The 17,928-nt window shown below is 65.9% G+C and carries 19 protein-coding genes; 7 read left to right on the forward strand and 12 right to left on the reverse strand.

The window, feature by feature from the left end; translation table 11 throughout:
- Positions 1 to 255: 255 nt before the first annotated feature.
- Positions 256 to 1,191, forward strand: a complete 936-nt coding sequence (locus ACETII_RS08205; RefSeq protein ID WP_472787718.1) for an OmpW/AlkL family protein — start codon at positions 256 to 258, stop codon at positions 1,189 to 1,191.
- A gap of 211 nt (positions 1,192 to 1,402) precedes the next feature.
- Here ACETII_RS08205 and ACETII_RS08210 read toward each other — a convergent pair whose 3' ends face one another.
- From ACETII_RS08210 to hemE, 10 genes are all read right to left on the reverse strand, one after another.
- Positions 1,403 to 2,281: a ParB/RepB/Spo0J family partition protein gene (locus tag ACETII_RS08210; RefSeq protein WP_363350478.1), complete on the reverse strand. Its 879-nt coding sequence runs from the start codon at positions 2,279 to 2,281 to the stop codon at positions 1,403 to 1,405.
- Between the two features lie 35 nt (positions 2,282 to 2,316).
- A complete protein-coding gene (locus ACETII_RS08215) occupies positions 2,317 to 3,135 on the reverse strand; it encodes a ParA family protein (RefSeq protein WP_363350480.1) in 819 nt (272 codons plus the stop codon).
- Positions 3,119 to 3,766 carry a 16S rRNA (guanine(527)-N(7))-methyltransferase RsmG gene (rsmG, locus tag ACETII_RS08220; protein WP_472787719.1) on the reverse strand — a complete coding sequence of 216 codons (648 nt, stop codon included), beginning with the start codon at positions 3,764 to 3,766 and terminating at the stop codon, positions 3,119 to 3,121. Before rsmG ends, ACETII_RS08215 begins: the two co-directional genes overlap by 17 nt.
- On the reverse strand, positions 3,763 to 5,607 hold the full coding sequence (gene mnmG, locus ACETII_RS08225) for a tRNA uridine-5-carboxymethylaminomethyl(34) synthesis enzyme MnmG (protein ID WP_472787720.1): 1,845 nt from the start codon (positions 5,605 to 5,607) through the stop codon (positions 3,763 to 3,765). The genes rsmG and mnmG overlap by 4 nt, the downstream gene beginning before the upstream one ends.
- Before the next feature lie 55 nt (positions 5,608 to 5,662).
- Entirely contained in the window at positions 5,663 to 6,961 is a 1,299-nt protein-coding gene (mnmE, locus tag ACETII_RS08230) for a tRNA uridine-5-carboxymethylaminomethyl(34) synthesis GTPase MnmE (RefSeq protein ID WP_472787721.1), read from the reverse strand.
- A gap of 2 nt (positions 6,962 to 6,963) precedes the next feature.
- Complete coding sequence (locus tag ACETII_RS08235; RefSeq protein ID WP_472787722.1) at positions 6,964 to 7,932, reverse strand: Rieske 2Fe-2S domain-containing protein; 969 nt, start codon at positions 7,930 to 7,932, stop codon at positions 6,964 to 6,966.
- Between the two features lie 31 nt (positions 7,933 to 7,963).
- Positions 7,964 to 8,914, reverse strand: a complete 951-nt coding sequence (locus tag ACETII_RS08240) for an HNH endonuclease (RefSeq protein WP_472787723.1) — start codon at positions 8,912 to 8,914, stop codon at positions 7,964 to 7,966.
- A 96-nt stretch (positions 8,915 to 9,010) separates the two neighbouring features.
- Positions 9,011 to 10,279 (reverse strand): transcription termination factor Rho, encoded by a 1,269-nt coding sequence (gene rho / locus ACETII_RS08245; RefSeq protein WP_363350491.1) that lies wholly within the window; start codon positions 10,277 to 10,279, stop codon positions 9,011 to 9,013.
- Between the two features lie 159 nt (positions 10,280 to 10,438).
- Positions 10,439 to 10,858 (reverse strand): protoporphyrinogen oxidase HemJ, encoded by a 420-nt coding sequence (gene hemJ, locus ACETII_RS08250; RefSeq protein WP_363350493.1) that lies wholly within the window; start codon positions 10,856 to 10,858, stop codon positions 10,439 to 10,441.
- Between the two features lies 1 nt (position 10,859).
- The gene (hemE, locus tag ACETII_RS08255; RefSeq protein ID WP_472787724.1) at positions 10,860 to 11,900 is read right to left on the reverse strand and encodes a uroporphyrinogen decarboxylase; all 1,041 of its coding nucleotides are present in this window, start codon (positions 11,898 to 11,900) and stop codon (positions 10,860 to 10,862) included.
- 435 nt (positions 11,901 to 12,335) lie between these two features.
- Here hemE and ACETII_RS08260 point away from each other — a divergent pair, with 435 nt between their 5' ends.
- From ACETII_RS08260 to dnaQ, 3 genes are read left to right on the forward strand one after another with little or no spacing between them, the layout of a single operon-like run.
- Positions 12,336 to 12,962, forward strand: coding sequence for a Maf family protein (locus ACETII_RS08260; protein ID WP_363350497.1), 627 nt, complete (start codon positions 12,336 to 12,338; stop codon positions 12,960 to 12,962).
- 4 nt (positions 12,963 to 12,966) lie between these two features.
- Positions 12,967 to 13,554, forward strand: coding sequence for a dephospho-CoA kinase (gene coaE, locus ACETII_RS08265; RefSeq protein WP_472787725.1), 588 nt, complete (start codon positions 12,967 to 12,969; stop codon positions 13,552 to 13,554).
- A complete protein-coding gene (gene dnaQ, locus ACETII_RS08270) occupies positions 13,555 to 14,283 on the forward strand; it encodes a DNA polymerase III subunit epsilon (protein ID WP_472787726.1) in 729 nt (242 codons plus the stop codon).
- A gap of 21 nt (positions 14,284 to 14,304) precedes the next feature.
- On the opposite strand, the gene secB is transcribed toward dnaQ, so the two are convergent.
- Together secB and ACETII_RS08280 are read right to left on the reverse strand one after the other, a co-directional pair.
- Positions 14,305 to 14,793 carry a protein-export chaperone SecB gene (gene secB, locus ACETII_RS08275; RefSeq protein WP_363350503.1) on the reverse strand — a complete coding sequence of 163 codons (489 nt, stop codon included), beginning with the start codon at positions 14,791 to 14,793 and terminating at the stop codon, positions 14,305 to 14,307.
- A gap of 85 nt (positions 14,794 to 14,878) precedes the next feature.
- Positions 14,879 to 15,346, reverse strand: a complete 468-nt coding sequence (locus ACETII_RS08280) for an FxsA family protein (RefSeq protein ID WP_363350505.1) — start codon at positions 15,344 to 15,346, stop codon at positions 14,879 to 14,881.
- 133 nt (positions 15,347 to 15,479) lie between these two features.
- Between ACETII_RS08280 and ACETII_RS08285 the strand changes: the two genes are divergently transcribed.
- Genes ACETII_RS08285 through ACETII_RS08295 form a run of 3 tightly spaced genes read left to right on the forward strand, consistent with a single transcriptional unit; the run spans position 15,480 to position 17,876 of the window.
- Positions 15,480 to 16,166, forward strand: coding sequence for a Tim44/TimA family putative adaptor protein (locus ACETII_RS08285; protein ID WP_472787727.1), 687 nt, complete (start codon positions 15,480 to 15,482; stop codon positions 16,164 to 16,166).
- 4 nt (positions 16,167 to 16,170) lie between these two features.
- Entirely contained in the window at positions 16,171 to 17,316 is a 1,146-nt protein-coding gene (gene mltA / locus ACETII_RS08290; protein ID WP_472787728.1) for a murein transglycosylase A, read from the forward strand.
- Entirely contained in the window at positions 17,313 to 17,876 is a 564-nt protein-coding gene (locus ACETII_RS08295) for a Smr/MutS family protein (RefSeq protein ID WP_472787729.1), read from the forward strand. The genes mltA and ACETII_RS08295 overlap by 4 nt, the downstream gene beginning before the upstream one ends.
- Positions 17,877 to 17,928: the final 52 nt, after the last annotated feature.

Genomic DNA, 17,928 nt, shown 5'->3' on the forward strand with positions numbered 1-17,928 from the left:
GGCGCCGCTGCGGCGCATCATGCGCCGATTTGCCCGAGGTTCTCAGGCGTTTCTCGCCGTCTCGATTAGCGCCCGCCGTGCTGCAAGGCAACAGCGCCGGATTGTTGCGCAAGAGCCACAATAAGGAAGAATGAACTCTCCACAGGCTTTTTCTTGATATTTATCAAGCAGCGCAGGACTGAAACATAGCAACCTTCGCTCGACTCGGCGCGACGGCGTCGACCGTCTGCCAAGAGAATTCTAATGGGGGTTCCGATGAGGAATATTGTCCGCGGCGCTTTTGCTGCGATTGCCATGGGGACGGCCGCCGTCTCCGCTTACGCGGCCGATCTGCCCAGCATCAAGGCGCCGCCGCCGCCGCCGCCGCCGGTGATCGAACCCTTCCATCCGTTCCAGGTCCGCCTCAAGGTCGGCGGCGTGATCCCGACCGAGGGCTCGGCCTACATCACCGACCGCGGCACCGGCAGCTATCTCGCCGTGCCCGGCATCAACCCCTGGCCGCAGACGGCGCTCAACACCCTCGGCTACAGCGGCGGCCCGACGACGCCGTTCTTCGGCGCCAATACGAACATCTCCTCGTCCATCGTCCCGATGATCGACGTCGCCTATTATCTGACGAAGAACTGGGCGATCGAGGCGATCTGCTGCGTCACCCCGCATCACGTGACCGGCGTCGGCCCGCTTCAGGGCGCGAGCGTCATCAAGACCTGGGTGTTCCCGCCGTCCCTGATGCTGCAGTATCACTTCACGAATTTCGGCGCCTTCCAGCCCTACGTCGGCGTCGGCGTGAACTTCACCGCCTTCTGGGGCACCCGCGCCGGCAACCAAACGCAGCCGATCGCCGCGATCAACCCGGCCCTCGCCACCGCGGTCCCCGGCTTCACCGCCTGGACCAGCGCCTATTCGGCGAGCATCACCCCGTCCTGGGGCGTCGTCGGCCAGGCCGGCATCGACTATATGTTCAACGACCGCTGGGGCGTGAACGTCGACGTCAAATACATCATGATGGAGCCGACCGCGCATGTGTGGGCCGTCGCCAATACGACGCCGGTCTCGGTGGGCAGCGGCTGCTTCAACTGCGGTCCGGTGTTCGTTCCGCTGAACCTCGCGGTGAAGATCAATCCGGTCGTCATCTCGGGCGGCCTGACCTACCGCTTCGGCGCCGACTGGGGCGTTCCGAGACTGTTCTGATCGACTTAACCCCCCGAAACAGAAAACGCCGGCCCCTCGCGGGGCCGGTTTTTTTGTGTTTCTGCGGAGCGTCCTCGTTCTTTTTCGACCAGCGTTCTCGGGACGTGGCCGAAGCGATTACGAAAGTCAAAAAAACGGAGGAGCCGCGAAGGCGGCGTCGCGCGCGCGCCGCGCGTCCCCTGCCGATCAGACGGCCTTGCCCGACTTCTTCCTATTCGCCGAGCAGGCGACAGATGGCGTCGAGCTGGTCGAGGGTCTGATAGCGGATGCGGACCTCGCCGCGCTCCCCTTGATTCTTGATTTCCACTGCGAGGCCGAGCGCGTCGGCGAGCGTCTTTTCCAGCGCCCGCGTGTTCGCGTCCTTTTCCGGCCGGGGCCGCTTGCCGAGCGATGATCCGCCAGGCGCGCCCCCCGCCTGTTGCTCCTGCGCCAGCGCCTCGACGTCGCGCACGGTCAGGCCGTCTTCGACAATGCGCCGCGCCACGGCCTCGGGATTCTCGACCGCGAGCAGGGCGCGGGCATGGCCGGCGGAAATCGCGCCGTCGCGCACCAGGGCCTTGGCCGATTCGGGAAGATTCAGCAGCCGCAGCGTATTGGCGACATGGGAGCGGCTCTTGCCGATGATTTTCGCGACGTCGCTCTGCGAATAGCCGAATTCGGCGCCCAGGCGCTCATAGCCCTTGGCTTCCTCGATGGCGTTGAGGTCGGCGCGCTGCACATTTTCGATGATGGCGAGTTCGAGCGCCTCCTTGTCGTCGGCCTCGTGAATGACGATCGGCACCTCGGCGAGGCCGGCCGCCTGCGCCGCGCGCCAGCGCCGCTCGCCCGCAATGATCTCATAGGCGTCGGCGACGCCGGGGATGGCGCGCACGACAATGGGCTGGATGACCCCCTTTTCACGAATCGAATTGGTGAGATCGGCCAGATCCTCTTCCCGAAACTGGCTGCGCGGGTTTCGAGGATTGGGGCGCAAAAATTCGATCGGCGCCTTGCGCTGACCGCGCGGCCGCTCGACGGGCGCGGCTTCTCCAGCGTCGCCCAGCAGCGCGGCCAGGCCGCGGCCCAGCCGTCGGCGCGGTTCTTCAGCCATAATTCCCCTCTCCCAATGGCGTCATTACGCGAAGATCAAGCCGCGCGGAGGTTTTTTTCCCGCTGAATCACCTCGGAGGCGAGCCGCAGATAGGCCTGGCTCCCCTGACATTTGAGGTCATAGAGCAGCACCGGCTTGCCATGCGAGGGCGCCTCGGACACACGGACATTGCGCGGGATCATGGTCTCATAGACCTTGTCGCCCATGAAGCGGCGGACGTCCGCCGCCACCTGGGTCGCGAGATTATTGCGCGGGTCATACATGGTGAGCACGACGCCGTGGATCGACAGCTTCGGATTGAGCGTCCGCGTGACCTGCTCAACGGTGGAGAGAAGCTGCGACAGGCCTTCGAGCGCAAAAAATTCGCATTGCAGCGGCACAACCACCGCGTCGGCGCTCGCCAGCGCGTTGATGGTCAAAAGATTAAGCGAGGGTGGACAGTCGATGAGAATATAATCGTAGCGCCTGCCGTCATGCAGCTCGGCGGCGACGAGTTCGGCGAGCGCGCGCTTCAGACGGAAGGCGCGGTCCTTGTCGCCCGCGATTTCGAGCTCCACGCCGAGCAGATCGAGCGTTGATGGCGCAATGGACAGGCGGGGCACCACGGTCTCGACAATGGCGTCGGCCAGGCTCGACTCGCCGAGCAGAACGTCATAAGTCGAGAGGGTGCGGCTCTTGCGATCGACGCCGAGGCCGGTCGAGGCGTTGCCTTGCGGGTCCAGGTCGATGACGAGGACCTCCTCGCCCACCGCCGCCAGGGCGGTGCCGAGATTAATCGCCGTCGTCGTCTTGCCGACGCCGCCCTTTTGATTGGCGAGGACAAGCACGCGCGGCCCGTTAGTCTGTCCGGTCAAAATCTGCCTCAGGCGGTGAATTGACGACGATCAATCTGGCGCGCGGATGTGTGCGACTCTCAATTGTCCTAATGTCGAAATTACCGAGGCGGCGGGCGGCGGTCAATTCGTCCTGCCACTCCTCCCCCTTCAAAAACACGCCCGTTGCGCCGTTTTCCAAGGGTTTGCGCGCCAATTCCATGAGCCGGCCGAGCGGGGCCAGCGCACGCGCGCTGATGGCCTCGACTTGTCCGACGAGCGGCGGGAGCGCGCCCTCGATTCGCTCGGCATGCACCGTTGCAGGCGCGCCTGTTTCACGTGAAACAGCGCGCAGAAAAGCGGCCTTGCGTTGGTCGCTTTCAATGAGATGGACCCGAGCGCCGGGACGATCCTTGAGCAATAAGGCCGTCACCAGGCCGGGAAAGCCGGCCCCCGACCCCAGATCCGCCCACGTCTTGGCTTCCGACGCCGCCGCGAGGACCTGCGCCGAATCGGCGAAGTGCCTCAGCCAGACGTCGTTGACGGTGTTTGCCGCAACAAGGTTGATCTTGGCCTGCCAGCGCCGCAGCAAGGTCTCAAAGAGGCTGAGCTCCTGCTCGATCGGCCGGAGCGCTGGGAAACGCTCGAGCGCCTTTGCGCGTCCGTCGCTCACGCCCGGCGGGCCCGCGCGGCGAGCAAGGTCAAGGCTGAAGGCGTCATGCCGTCGATGCGCTGGGCCTGGCCGAGGGTGCGGGGCCGCAGGAACGCCAGCTTGCCGCGCAACTCGGCCGAAAGACCGGCGATCGACTCGTAATCCAGCGCCTCGGGCAGGGCGAGTTGCTCGTCACGGCGGAAGGCGTCGATGTCCGCCTGCTGGCGGTCGAGATAGACGGCGTAACGCGCGTCTGTCTCGATCCGCTCCGCCGTCGCCGCGTCGATTTCGGAGAGTTCGGGCCAAATTTGGCTCAGGCGCCCGACTGTGATTGCGGGCAGGGCGAGCAGGGCGAAGCCGGTGCGCCGCTGGCCGTCCTGATTGACGGGCAGCCCCTGCTTGAGCGCCGCGGCCGAGGTGAGCGAGACGCCTTCCAGCAAGACGCGGGCGCGCGTCATTTTCTCGGCGCGGGCGGCGAAAATCTGCCGGCGGGCCGGCCCGACGCAGCCAAGGTCGATCCCCCTGGGGGTCAGCCGCTCGTCGGCGTTATCCGCGCGCAGGGATAGCCGATATTCGGCGCGCGAGGTGAACATGCGATAGGGCTCGCTCACGCCGCGCGTCACCAGATCGTCGATCATGACGCCGAGATAGGCCTCGGCGCGGTCGAAAACGATCGGGGCCTGATCCGCCGCGAGCCGCGCGGCATTGAGACCGGCGACCAGTCCCTGCGCCGCCGCCTCTTCATAGCCGGTCGTTCCGTTGATCTGTCCCGCGAAAAACAGTCCCTTCAGGCGCTTGGTTTCGAGCGCCGGCGTCAATTCGCGCGGATCGACATAATCATATTCGATGGCATAGCCCGGTCGCAGAATGCGCGCCGACTCCAGCCCCGGGATGGCGCGGATGAACGCCTCTTGCGTGGCGACGGGCAGGGAGGTGGAAATCCCGTTGGGATAAACCGTGTCGTCGTCCAGTCCCTCCGGCTCGAGAAAGATCTGATGGCCGTCGCGATCGCCGAAGCGCGTGACCTTGTCTTCGATGGAGGGGCAATAGCGAGGCCCCGGGCCGGAAATCGCCCCGGTTTTGAGAGGCGAGCGATGCAGATCAGCGCGGATCACGTCATGCGACTGCGCGGTCGTCCGGGTCATCGCACAGGCGATCTGCCGATTCTCGAGGCGCGTGGTGAGCGTCGAAAAGGGCTCGGGCGCTTCGTCGCCAAATTGTTTTTCGAGTGCGTCCCAGCCGATCGTTCTGCCATCCAGGCGCGGCGGCGTGCCGGTCTTGAGCCGCGCAACGGCAAAGCCGGCCGCACGCAATCGGCGTGAGAGGCCCAGCGCCGGCGGATCGCCCATGCGGCCGGCGGGCGTGCGCACATCGCCGATATGGATGACCCCGCCAAGGAACGTCCCCGTCGTGATCACCACGGCCTCGGCGCGGATCTCGTCCCCAGCGGCGGTCACCGCGCCGCGCACGCGATCGCCCTCGAACAGAAGATCCTCGACCGAGCCCTCGAGCACAGCAAGGTTCTGCGTCGCCTCGATCGCCGCTTGCATGGCCGCGCGATACAGCTTGCGGTCCGCCTGAGCGCGCGGTCCGCGGACGGCGGGCCCCTTGGAGCGGTTCAGCATGCGGAACTGGATGCCGCCGAGATCGGCGACGCGGCCCATCAGGCCGTCGAGCGCGTCGATCTCGCGGACAAGCTGGCCCTTGCCGAGCCCGCCGATCGCGGGATTGCAGGACATGACCCCGATCGTTTGGCGGGAATGGGTGATCAGCGCGGTCCGCGCGCCGAGCCGCGCCGCAGCCGCGGCGGCTTCGCAGCCCGCGTGGCCGCCGCCAATCACAATCACGTCGAAGGATCGCATCGCCTGCACAGTTCCTGGCCCCAGCTTGCCTGTTTCACGTGAAACAGCCTGCCTGCTACTTCCCAATGCAAAAGCGGGAGAAAACCGCGTCGAGCACATGCTCGACGTCGACGGCGCCGACAATGCGCCCCAGCGCCCGCGCAGCGGAACGTAAATCCTCCGCCACAAATTCCAAGTCCTTTTCGCGCGCCTCGGCGGCTTCGACCGCGAGAAGGGCCGAGGCCACGGCGGCGCGGTGCCGCTCACGAATGAACAGAGCGGCGCCGCCGTCGCCCAGTCTCGCCTCGGCCCGCGCCGCAACGGCTGCAAACAGCTCTTCCAGCCCGGCGCCGGTCGAAGCTGAAATGCCGAGCCAACCTCCGGGCGCGGTAAAAAGATCGCCTTTGGTGGCGATCTTCAAGACCTGCGTCCCCCCCGGGATATGCGCGGGCTCGGTCTCGCCGCCGGGCGACAGCCACAATAGCAGATCGGCGGTTTCGACCCGCCGCAGCACGCGGTCCACGCCGATCCGTTCGATCTCTTCCGCCGCTTCGCGTAGCCCCGCGGTGTCGATGAAGGTAACCGGGAGACCCTTCAAATCGAGATGAGCCTCGATCATATCGCGGGTCGTGCCGGGGGTCGGGGAGACGATCGCGAGGTCACGACGCGCGAGCGCGTTGAGCAGCGTGGATTTGCCGGCGTTGGGCGGCCCCAGCAGCATGGCGAGGAAGCCCTCGCGCATCCGCTCGGAGGCCGGGGCCTCGGCGAGCGCCGCCTGCATCGCGCGGCAAAGCGGCGCGAGGCGCCGGCAGAGCCCGTCGCGGTCGAAACTCCCCACGTCAGCCTCGTCGCTGAAATCGAGTTCGGCTTCGACGAGCGCCAGAGCGTCAACGAGCGCCGCGCGCCAGTCCTCCACCTGCCGGCGCAAGGCCCCGCCGGCGATGCGCAACGCCTGGCGCCGCTGCCCTTCGGTCTCCGCGTCGATGAGATCCGCCAGCGCCTCGGCCTGGGAGAGATCCAATTTGCCATTGGCGAAGCCGCGTCGGGCGAATTCGCCGGGCTCAGCCGGACGCAGGCCCGGACGGCGCGAGAGCGCCTGGAGCACGGCGTCGACCACCGCCCGGCCGCCGTGAATATGCAGCTCGGCATAGTCCTCGCCTGTCGGGGACTGGGGCGCGGGGAAAAACAGCGCCAGCCCCTGATCGAGCGCCTCGCCGTTTTCCGGGTCGCGCAGGGTGACGAAGCGGGCCTGACGGGCGGCGCCCCGTGCGCCAGTGAACTCCACCAGAACAGTCCCGGCAGCCGGTCCCGAGAGTCGGATCACGGCGATCGCCGCGCGACCCGCCCCGGAGCCAAGGGAAAAAACCGTATCCATGGCTAGCCCGCAGAAACCCGCGCAGGCGGATGCGCCTCACTGCCGCGAAGCCGCTGCCGGTAGATGCGGCGGAAGGCGAGGGTGGGCGCGTCGGTGCGGACGGACGCTTCCTCGCCAGGCGGCGGGACTTCGCCCGGCAGGGACGACTCGACGATCCGCCGGTCCTCGGTGGCGATACGGCCGTTCATCAGTCGGAACACTGGATGGAGCAGCGGCGAGCGGGCAAAATCCCGGAGGGTGAGCAGCAGCAGCCGGGTCGTCCTGTCGTCTTCGGGGATGCAGGCCACCATGAGACGCAACAGCTTCCCCGGCGGGTCGATGCAGAGCTCCATGACATTGGGAAAGCGATAGTCGAGGCTCCCCGGACGCGTCTCGCCATTGATTTCATTGGAGATATGAAGCCCGTAGGGGCGCTCCTGCAGGAGCATGTCCATCCGCGCGCCCTCAACGAGCCGGCTCAACTCCTTGCCGATCGTCCGGCGATGGACATAGGGCAGATGCGGCATGTCGAGCATATTTTCCATCACCCGCGTCCAATGAGCGCGCCAAACGACGGACTGGGCGCACAGCACGACCTTGGGGGCGGTAAAACTCTCCGAGACGTCAGGCTCGGTCGGCGGCGCGAAGCCCGTATGGAGCCACACGAGCCCGGCGATCTCGCGCACGGGCAGGGCGATGGCGCTCAGGGTTTCGAGCTTGGCGTCCGGATTCCAGGGGACGCCGCAATTGCGCCCCGTCCCGTCGAACCGCCAGCCATGGAAGGGGCACTCGATCTCGCCCCCCGCCACCCGGCCGAGCGACAAAGCCACGCCCCTATGCGGGCAGCGGTCGATGAGCGCGGCGGCCGTGCCGGCGGGGTCGCGGAAGAGAACGACGCGCTCGCCCGCGATCCGGAGCGGGAGCGGCGCCCCGGGTCTCAAATCCCCGGAAAGGGCGACGAAGGTCCAGACATTGGCGAAATTGGCGAACATTCCGTGCCTAGCGTCCGACGTTGAAGATGGATCAACCTTTGAAGACATTGCTTCGATGCCATGCCAAGAATTTCGGGTGGGGGCGCAACTCGGGCCTCTTCGGGACAAGCAGCCGCTCATTCCCGCCGAGGAAGCGGTCAATCGTATCCGGAACCCGATCTTTCGCGAGGAGCAGCCTGTAATCGTCATCCACTGAGATTAGACCCCTGTCGAACATCCAATGGAAGGTTCCCGAGAGCGCCATGCCGTTGCGGACACTGTCGGGCCCACGGTGCTCGACCGGTCTAATATGCGCGGCCTGAACCTCGGAGCGACCGCCGCCGTTGATTATCTTGACGCCGCACATGGCGCAGGTGTCGAGGTAAGCGTCTTTCACCGCCGCAGCAAATGCCCTGTCTCTAAACGGCCGCGACGTGAGTTGTTCGATGATCCGACGATCCTGTTCGAGGGGCTCGTCGTAGATAAATTTAGATCCTTCTTCGGAAAAGCCCGGAATCGGCTGCAAAGGCGCTTCGGGGATGTCTGGCGCTAATCGAAGGCGCGGTTCGGCCCCAATGATGTGACCAAAGCCGGCAGCCCAAATCAAATCGTACTCGGCGTCGCTCAGATTTCGAACCGCGCGCCCGAATGCGCCCTTGTTCGTCGAGCCGTCCGGCTTCTCAAGACCGGACTCGTAAAAGTGGCTTCCTTCGCGGAAATGAACCGGACGCGTGAATTGAAGATAATCCTCTACCTCTGCGAAAAAATGATCCGCGCGTGTCGGATCGGGGGCGACGCGGACGAGACGCGCCGTTGCAAAATAAACCTGCGCGCCGCCTCGGCTGGCTGGGTCGTTTGAGGATCGCCTCGGCTCGTAATAGACGATCCAGTCGCCGACTGCGCGTTCCACCTGATTCAAATAAGTCTTTGGAAAATGATAACGCACCTCGGGGAGGTCGTCATAGGACGACGCGCTCTTCGTGGTGAACACCGCCTTCGTCATGGTCTCGCCCGGCGACGCTTCAGCCCAAACCCCAAAGCGCAGCTTGTCACCTACTGCGGCGCGCCCGAAGGACAGCGCGCGCCGCAGCTTGGCTCGTTAGGTGTTCATCGAATCGAAGAAGGCCTGATTGCCCTTCGGCGTTTCTCTGAGCTTTCCGAGCAGGAATTCGATGGCGTCGACCGTGCCCATCGGATTGAGGATGCGGCGCAGGACGTACATCTTCTTGAGGATGTCGGGCGCGACGAGCAGGTCTTCCTTGCGGGTGCCGGAGCGCGTGATGTCGAGCGCCGGAAAGACGCGCTTGTCGGCGACCTTGCGGTCGAGAATGATCTCGCTGTTGCCGGTGCCCTTGAACTCTTCGAAAATCACCTCGTCCATGCGCGAGCCGGTGTCGATCAGCGCGGTGGCGATGATGGTCAGCGAACCGCCCTCCTCGATATTGCGCGCCGCGCCGAAGAAGCGCTTGGGGCGCTGCAGAGCGTTGGCGTCGACGCCGCCGGTCAGCACCTTGCCCGATGACGGCACCACGGTGTTGTAGGCGCGGCCCAGACGCGTGATCGAATCGAGCAGGATCACCACGTCGCGGCGATGTTCGACGAGGCGCTTGGCCTTTTCGATCACCATTTCGGCGACCTGCACATGGCGCACCGCCGGCTCGTCGAAAGTCGAGGAAATGACTTCGCCGCGCACGCTGCGCTGCATGTCCGTGACTTCTTCGGGACGCTCGTCGATCAGCAAAACGATCAGATAGCATTCCGGGTGATTGGTGGTGATCGACTGCGCGACGTTCTGCAGCAGCACCGTCTTGCCCGTGCGCGGCGGCGCGACGACCAGCGCGCGCTGCCCCTTGCCGATCGGCGCGACGAGGTCGATGACCCGCGCGGACAGGTCTTTCTTGGTCGGATCGTCGATTTCGAGCTTCAGGCGCTCGTCGGGATAGAGCGGCGTGAGATTGTCGAAGGGCACCTTGTGGCGCACCTTCTCGGGATCCTCGAAATTGATGGTGTTGACCTTGAGAAGAGCGAAATAACGCTCGCCCTCTTTCGGGCTGCGGATCATGCCCTCGACCGTGTCGCCGGTGCGCAGTCCGAATTTGCGGATCTGCGAGGGCGACACGTAGATGTCGTCCGGACCCGCGAGATAGTTCGCGTCGGGCGAACGCAGGAAGCCGAAGCCGTCCTGCAGCACCTCGACCACGCCCTCGCCGACGATCTCGACGTCGCGGCTGGCGAATTGCTTCAAAATCGCGAAGAGCAGCTCCTGCTTGCGCAGCAGCGACGCATTTTCGACTTCATGCTCCTCGGCAAAAGCAAGAAGCTCGGCGGCGGACTTTGCCTTCAAGTCCGAAAGTTTGATTTCCCGCATGTGGGCCTTCGATAAGAGACGAGCGTTCGGAGAGAGGGCAGGGGGATGGGAATAAATGTTCCGCACGCCGAGACAGTGCTTCGGCGGTCGACGACTCGACTATCTGCCAGAGGTGAGGATTATTCTCATAAAGGTTTTTTCCGCGCGACGCAAGCGCCCTCAGAAGGGCTTCACGATCGCCATGACGACGATCCCGATCATGAGCACGGTCGGAACCTCGTTGATTGCGCGGAAGAAACGCGAGGAGTGACGGTTGGCGTCGCTCGCGAACCGCCGGAGCAGCGCGCCGTCATAAAAATGGGCGCCGGTGAGAAGCAGGACAAGCCCGGCCTTCACATGAAACCAGCCCTGGGCGAAGGCGCCGGCGTCCGCCGCCATGAACGCTCCGGTGAGCCAGGCGACGACCATCGCCGGGGTCATGATGTAGCGATAAAGCCGCCGCTCCATGATCTTGAAGGTCTCGGACTGCGGCCCGGACGCCGTCTCCGCGTGATAGACGAACAGACGTGGCAAATAAAGCAGCCCCGCCATCCAGCTGATGATGGCGACGACATGCAAGGCCTTGATCCAGAGATACATTCTAGCTCCTGCCGAAACCGCGCCTCACCTTGGCGACGAGACGCTCGACATGCTCGATCGGCGTTTGCGGCAAAATGCCATGCCCGAGGTTGAAAATATGTGGACGACCGTGGAAGGCGTCGAGAATCGTATCGATTTCCCGATCGAGCGCCGAACCGCCGGCGAGCAGCGCCAGCGGATCGAGATTGCCCTGCAGGCAGACCGTCGAGGCGGTTTCGCTGACGGCCCAGCTGGCGTCGAGCGCCGTGTCGAGCCCATAGCCCTCGGCGCCGAGCCGGCGGGTCAGCCCCGGAAGCTGCGCGTCTGCGCCGCGCACGAAGGCGATGACCGGCGTCGCCGGGCGCTTCTCCTTCAGCGCCGCGACCATGCGGGCGATGGGCCTGGCGCACCAGGCCTCGAATTCATTGGCCGGGAGGACGCCCGCCCAGCTGTCGAAAATCTGCACGACTTCGACGCCGGCGTCGATCTGGCGGGTCAAATAGTCGACCGAGGCCTCGACCAGCCGGTCGATCAGCTGCTGAAACGCCTCGTGGTGCCGGAAAGCGAAGAGGCGGGCGGGCGCCTGGTCGGGCGTGCCCTTGCCCGCGATCATGTAGCTCGCGACCGTCCAGGGCGCGCCGCAGAAACCGATGAAGGCGACGTCGCCGGGCAACTGCGACTTCACCCGATCGATGGTCTCGAAGACGGGCGAGAGTTTCTCCACGTCGAAGGCGCCGAGACGGGCGACGCCCTCGGGCGTCTCGATCGGCGCGAGCCGCGGCCCCTCGCCCGTCTCGAAGGAGACCGTCTGCCCCATGGCGTCGGGAACGACGAGAATGTCGGAAAAGAGGATCGCCGCGTCGAAGTGGAAGCGCCGAATCGGCTGAAGCGTCACTTCGGCGGCCATGGCCGGCGTGTAGCAGAAATCGAGGAAGCTTTTCGCCTGCGTCCGCAGCGCTCGATATTCCGGCAGATAGCGTCCCGCCTGACGCATGAGCCACAGCGGCGGGACCTCTTGCGCGACGCCGCGCAGGGCCGCGATCAGGGGTTTTTCCTCGGTCAAAGCTCACATCTCCCGCATCACTCGGCTCAGGTCCTTGCAAATGTGACGTAGCCCGAAAGCCCAAAAAATTAAAATCCTTTAAAAAAGGATTGATTTACTTTTTGTTAACCAACGATCGGCAGTGGTTAATTTTTGTTAACCTTTTCTCCACAGGGCCAGCCGGGTGGGACGACTCGCCCGCGAGCCCGCCGAGAATCGGGAAGAGCGCTAAAAATATTTATTATTCAATTACTTACTTCTAGAGCCCGCTGGGGAAAAACCCGGCTCTGAATGTTTATGAGTCTTGAGCCGTCGATTCACGGCGCCGCGTTGGAGATCGGCTTGCCTGTTGAAAGCCGGTCGTGGATATGCCCAGCTGTCGACAGCGCCCCGTCGAGACGAGCGCGCCGTCCCCGCTTTCCAAAGTTTTTAGCCCTGGCTGTGGATGAGCCATTCGTGAGCGAAGCCCCGTCCTTCTCCCTCTGGCGCGCCGACGCGCCGCTGATTCTCGCCTCGAAAAGCGCCGGCCGGCGGCAGGTGCTGGCTCAGGCCGGCCTGCCCTTCGAATCATGGCCCGCCGACGTCGACGAGCGTGCAATCGAACAGGCGCTCGGTCCTGTCGGCGCCGATTCGGTTGCGCAGGCGCTCGCCCGCGCCAAGGCGCTTGCCGTCTCGGTCGAGGCGCCGGGGCGTCTCACGCTCGGCGCCGATCAGGTGGCAAGCTGCGGCGAGCGGCTCTTCGGCAAGCCCGAAAGCATGGAGAAGGCGGCGGCGCTCTTGCGCTTTCTTTCCGGCCGCCGGCATCGGCTGCACGCGGCCATCGCGCTCGCGCGCGATGGCGCGGTGATCTATGAGACGGTGGCCCACGCCGATCTCGAGATGCGGCCTTTGAGCGACGCCTTCATCGACGCCTATCTCGCGGCGATGGGAGAGACGGCGCTGACGACGGCCGGCGCCTATCAGGTCGAAGGTCTCGGCGCGCATCTTTTTCAAGAGGTTGCGGGCGATCACTGGACGATCATGGGCCTGCCGTTGTTGCCGCTTCTCGACGTTCTGCGTCGCATCGGCGCGCTCGTCGGGTGATCTCGTGCTGAAGATCGGTCTCACCGGCTCCATCGGTATGGGCAAATCGACCACAGCGCAGATGTTTCGCGACGCGGGCGCGCCGGTGCTCGATTCTGACCAGATCGTCCACGATCTTTACCGTGGCGCGGCCGTGGCGCCGATCGAAGCGGCCTTTCCAGGCGTCGCCGTCGACGGCGTGGTCGACCGCGGGCGGCTTGCCGAACGGGTCCTCGGCGATCCGGACGCCTTGAAACGGCTCGAAGACATTGTGCATCCGCTCGTCTGGGCCGCCCGCGATCAGTTTTTAACGGAGCAGGAAGCGAAGGGCGCGCGCCTCGTCGTCTATGACGTGCCGCTGCTCTTCGAGACGGGCGCCGAAAAGAGCGTCGACGTCATTGTCGTCGTCTCGGCGCCGGAAGATGTGCAAAAAGCCCGCGTTCTGGCGCGACCCGGCATGACGGCGGAAAAATTCGCAGCCATCCTCGAAAAGCAGGTTCCCGATTCGGAAAAGCGCGCGCGCGCCGATTTCGTGGTGCGCACGGACCAGGGACTCGACGCGGCCCGCGCCCAGGTGCAGGAACTTCTGCGGACATTGGCGGCGAGAGCTTGAATGCGCGAAATTGTCTTCGATACCGAAACCACCGGCCTCGATCCGGCGCAGGGCCACCGCGTCGTCGAGATCGGCGCGGTGGAGATTTCCAATCTCATCCCGACCGGCCGCATCTTCCACGCTTATATCGACCCCGAGCGCGACATGCCGGAGGAGGCCTTTCGCGTTCACGGCCTCTCGCGTGAATTCCTGCTGCAGCACCGGAAGTTTCGCGAGATCGTGGCGGAATTCGTCGATTTCATCGAGGACAGTCCGCTCGTCGCCCACAACGCCGAATTCGACGTGCGCTTCCTCAACGCCGAATTCGCTCTAGAAAAGTTGCCGGCGTTGTCGCCCGCCCGCATTATCGACACGCTCGCCATGGCGCGGCGGCTTCATCCCGGCAGTCCGGCGTCACTCGACGCGCTCTGCCAGCGTTACGGCGTCGATCTATCGCGGCGCGACAAGCATGGCGCTTTGCTCGACGCCGGGCTCCTGGCGGAGGTCTATGCCGAGTTGCGCGGCGGACGGCAGGCGGCTTTGTCGCTTGCAACCGTCAGCGTCGCGCGCCGGGCGCAAATCGGAAATGATCTGTTGCGCGCGCGGCCGGCCCCGCTTCGAAGCCGCCTGACCGCGCTCGAGGACGAGGCGCATCGCGCCTTCCTGTCCACGCTCGGGAAGGCCGCCATTTGGGACAAATATCTGCCGCAGATACAAGAAAGCGGAGAGCAACCGCCCTCCGCCGCTTGAGTCTCCGTTCGCCCTGCCGATTTAAGCGTTCGCCGTTCCCTGCTGACCGGCGGCTTCGGCGGCCTTTTGCTGATAGAGGGCGACGAAATCGATGGGGTCGATGTAGAGCGGCGGGAAGCCGCCGTTGCGCGTCGCCTCCGCCACGATCTGGCGCACGAAGGGGAAAAGCAGGCGCGGGCATTCGATCATCACGATCGGATGGACCTGCTCCTGGGGGATATTGATGAGGCGGAACACGCCGCCATATTCGAGGTCGAGCTTGAACAGCACGTTGGGACCGTCGCCGGCCTTGGCGTCGAGCGTCAGCGACACTTCGAAATCGGTGGGCGCGAGCTGTTTGGCGTTGACGTTGACCTGAATGGAAATGTCGGGCGCCTTCTGCTGCGGCCCGAGCGAGTTCGGCGCATTGGGGTTCTCGAACGAAAAATCCTTCAGATATTGCACGAGCGCATTAAGGGCCGGCGCGCCCCCCGCCGCAGCGTTGGCGCCATTTCCATTTGTGTCGGTCATCTGAGGGATCTCCAGCCTTGCGCTGACAAGAAAAAAAGCCGCGCCCGCCTAACACGTCTGCCTCTCGCGAACAAGGCTGCGGCGCTCACGGCGAGGGCGCCGAAAGCCCGTCCTTCTTGCGGCGCTTGCGTTTGGGCCGGCCGCTCGCCGTGAGATGTTTCCACTCGTGCGGGGCGAGGTCGATCGTCTGCGGTCCGGCGGCGCGGGCGTCGCCGCCACGGCTGCGGAAGCGGGCCAGCAGGCCAGCGCGGAAGGAAGGCGATTTCAGCGCCAGGCCGGCGATGTCCGAGGCGAAGCCTGGCAGGATCAACAGGAGCGAGGCGAGCGCCTGCAGGACGCCGTCGAGCATGGCGCCGTCTGCGCGCAGCCGCCCGCGCTCGCGCCAGACCGTCAGCAGGCGCCTCACGTCGGAGAGGCCGAGCGCGGTCGTGCCGAGACCGAGCGCAATCGTGGCGAGAAGCCCCACCGCCCGCAGTACGAACGCGAAGGCGAGAATTTCAAGCGCGAGCCAAAGGCCCAGCGCCAGGCCGATGAGCTTGGTCCTGTCGTTCACGGCTGGAAGGCTCTCCCGCGGGCTCGCGAGAACGCCTTGCGGCGCAATGCCTGCGGCGATCCGCGCGGCCCTTGATTCGTGACATGCGAGCCGCGACATGGTAGCCGAGAAAAGCTCGATCTGGGAGAGATCAATGTCGCCCTCCGGCGAACCCTTCGACCCGTCGCTGATCGTCTTCGCGGCGCTCGCCATCTTCGTCGTCTGGAAGCTGCGCTCCGTGCTCGGCGTGCGCGTCGACCGCGAGCAGGCTCCGCCCGCCCGGTTCGAGCCGCGGCGCGCTTCGCTGGGGCCGGCCCCGTTGCCCGGCGCGCCGCCGGCCGAGGATATGCCGGCCCTGCGCCCCGACGACCACTGGAGGGGCGTCGCCGAAAAGGAGGACGCGGCCCCCGGCCTCGACGCCATCGCTGCGGCCGACCCGCGTTTCGACGGCCGCGCCTTTCTGGACGGCGCGCGTCGCGCTTACGAAATCATCGTGACGGCCTTCGCCAAGGGCGACCGCGACACGCTGCGCCCGCTTCTCTCCAAGGACGTCTTCGACGGTTTCGCCGGCGAGATCGCCCGCCGCGAACAGGCCGGCGAAACCATGGAGACGGCCATTGTCGCCATCGACTCGGCCCTCGTCGACGCCGCCCGCGCCGCGCCGCGCTTGAACGAGATCACCGTGCGCTTCGCCGTGCGCCTGATGACGATCCGCAAGGACAAGGCGGGCGAGACGATCGACGGCGGCAATACCGTGCCGGTCGAGGAGCTGTGGACCTTCGCGCGCGATCCGCGCGCCTCGGACCCGAACTGGAAGCTCGTCGCCACCCGCGCCGTCTGATCCCTTGCGCGCGCCGGGGGATTTCGCGCCTCTCTCCTTCGCGGCGATCCCCGGCGCCGGGGCGGATGATCTCGACGCCGCCCTGTCCGTCTTCCGGCGTTCCGCCGCCCGGCTTCTGGGCGGCGAAGACGCGCAACGACCGGCCTGCGCTCCCTCGCCCGCCCTGATCGCCGCCGCGCGCGCCGCGCTGACCGATCCAGTCCCGGGCTCGGAATTTTTTTCGCGCTGGTTTACGCCCTTCCGTCTCCCCCACAAAGGCTTCGTCACGGCCTATTACGAGCCGGAGGTTGACGCGCGGCTCGCGCCCGAGCCGGGCTTTGCGACGGCGGCGCTCTCGCGTCCGCCCGACCTCGTCACGCTCAACGCGGCGCCGCTTGTCGCGCCGACGGGCGAGACGCTGACGAGCGGGCGCCGCCTGCCGGACGGCAGGCTCGCGCCCTACCCCACGCGGCGCGAAATCGAGGAGGCGGAGGCGAAGGAGGACGAAGCGATGGCGCGGCTTCATCCTGCGGAGCGCGCGACGCGGGCGTCTCGAATGACCGCGCCGATCGCCTATGTGCGAGATCCGGTCGAGCTTTTTCTCATCCAGGTGCAGGGCTCGGCGCGCCTGCGCCTCCCCGATGGACGCCGCCTCGCTCTCACCTATGACGGGCGCAACGGCTGGCCTTACACGTCAGTCGGCCGGCTCATCATCGAGCGGGGGTTGGCGCCGGCGGCGGAGACGTCGCTCGAGCGGCTGAAGGCGACATTGCGGGAGATGGGGGTCGGGCGCGATCAGCCAGGGCGAAGGCTGATGCAGGAAAATCGATCTTATGTATTCTTCCGCCTCGACGACTCAGACGACCGGCGCCTCGGGCCGATCGGGGGCGAAGGCGTTCCCTTGACGCCGCTGCGCTCGATCGCCGTGGACCGGTCGCTCTGGAGCTATGGCCTCCCCTTTTGGATCAGCGCGCGGATCCCGTGGGAAGGCGAAGCGGAGACGGGATTTCAGCGGCTGATGATCGCGCAGGACACGGGATCGGCGATTTTGGGCGCGGCGCGCGCCGATTTGTTTTTCGGCGCGGGCGACCGCGCGGGCGCGCTCGCCGGCCGCGTGCGTCACGACGCGGATGTCGTCGTCCTGCTCCCGCGCGAGGCGCCGGCGCCATGAGCGACAAGCCGCGCTACATGCGCCGCCTGACCCATGCCGAGGCGGAGTTGTGGACAATCGTCACGGCCAATGTGCGCCCCTTTCACGCCAGGCCTCCCGCGCAAAACGAAGCGCCGCCCGCGCCTGTCGTTGCGGAATCGCTGCGCGAGGCCGGTCAAAAGCCCGCGCCCGTCGCCCATCTCGACCGCCCGCCCGCCCCCAGGCCCCCGGCGCCGCTCGTCGAGATCGACCATCGCACCCGGGTAAAAATCAAGCGCGGGCGCCTCGACGTCGACGCGCGGCTGGACCTCCACGGCATGCGCCAGGACGAGGCGCAGCGCGCGCTCACCGGCTTTCTGCGCCGCGCCCAGGCCGACGGCGCCAAGGTCGCCATCGTCGTGACGGGCAAGGGCCTGTCGCGCGAGGAGGGCGGCGTGTTGCGCCGGGTCGTGCCGATGTGGCTGCAGGCCCCGCATTTGCGCGACGTCGTCGTCGGCTTTGGCGAAGCGGCGCGCCATCACGGCGGCGAGGGCGCGCTTTACGTGCAGATCCGCCGCGCCGAGCGAATGCGGCGCCGCTGAACTCGCCGAACGTCGCCAGCGTCTTATTCTCTTGTAGATCGCAAAAAACCGC

The organism is Methylocystis sp. NC52PC (genome assembly GCF_055698645.1).

Excerpts from the sequence above, each read along its gene's own strand:
- ACETII_RS08205 (WP_472787718.1), top strand. The coding sequence starts at position 256 with ATGAGGAATATTGTCCGCGGCGCTTTTGCTGCGATTGCCATGGGGACG.
- ACETII_RS08210 (WP_363350478.1), bottom strand. The coding sequence starts at position 2,281 with ATGGCTGAAGAACCGCGCCGACGGCTGGGCCGCGGCCTGGCCGCGCTG.
- mnmG (WP_472787720.1), bottom strand. The coding sequence starts at position 5,607 with ATGCGATCCTTCGACGTGATTGTGATTGGCGGCGGCCACGCGGGCTGC.
- mnmE (WP_472787721.1), bottom strand. The coding sequence starts at position 6,961 with ATGGATACGGTTTTTTCCCTTGGCTCCGGGGCGGGTCGCGCGGCGATC.
- ACETII_RS08235 (WP_472787722.1), bottom strand. The coding sequence starts at position 7,932 with ATGTTCGCCAATTTCGCCAATGTCTGGACCTTCGTCGCCCTTTCCGGG.
- ACETII_RS08240 (WP_472787723.1), bottom strand. The coding sequence starts at position 8,914 with ATGACGAAGGCGGTGTTCACCACGAAGAGCGCGTCGTCCTATGACGAC.
- rho (WP_363350491.1), bottom strand. The coding sequence starts at position 10,279 with ATGCGGGAAATCAAACTTTCGGACTTGAAGGCAAAGTCCGCCGCCGAG.
- hemJ (WP_363350493.1), bottom strand. The coding sequence starts at position 10,858 with ATGTATCTCTGGATCAAGGCCTTGCATGTCGTCGCCATCATCAGCTGG.
- dnaQ (WP_472787726.1), top strand. The coding sequence starts at position 13,555 with ATGCGCGAAATTGTCTTCGATACCGAAACCACCGGCCTCGATCCGGCG.
- secB (WP_363350503.1), bottom strand. The coding sequence starts at position 14,793 with ATGACCGACACAAATGGAAATGGCGCCAACGCTGCGGCGGGGGGCGCG.
- ACETII_RS08285 (WP_472787727.1), top strand. The coding sequence starts at position 15,480 with ATGTCGCCCTCCGGCGAACCCTTCGACCCGTCGCTGATCGTCTTCGCG.
- ACETII_RS08295 (WP_472787729.1), top strand. The coding sequence starts at position 17,313 with ATGAGCGACAAGCCGCGCTACATGCGCCGCCTGACCCATGCCGAGGCG.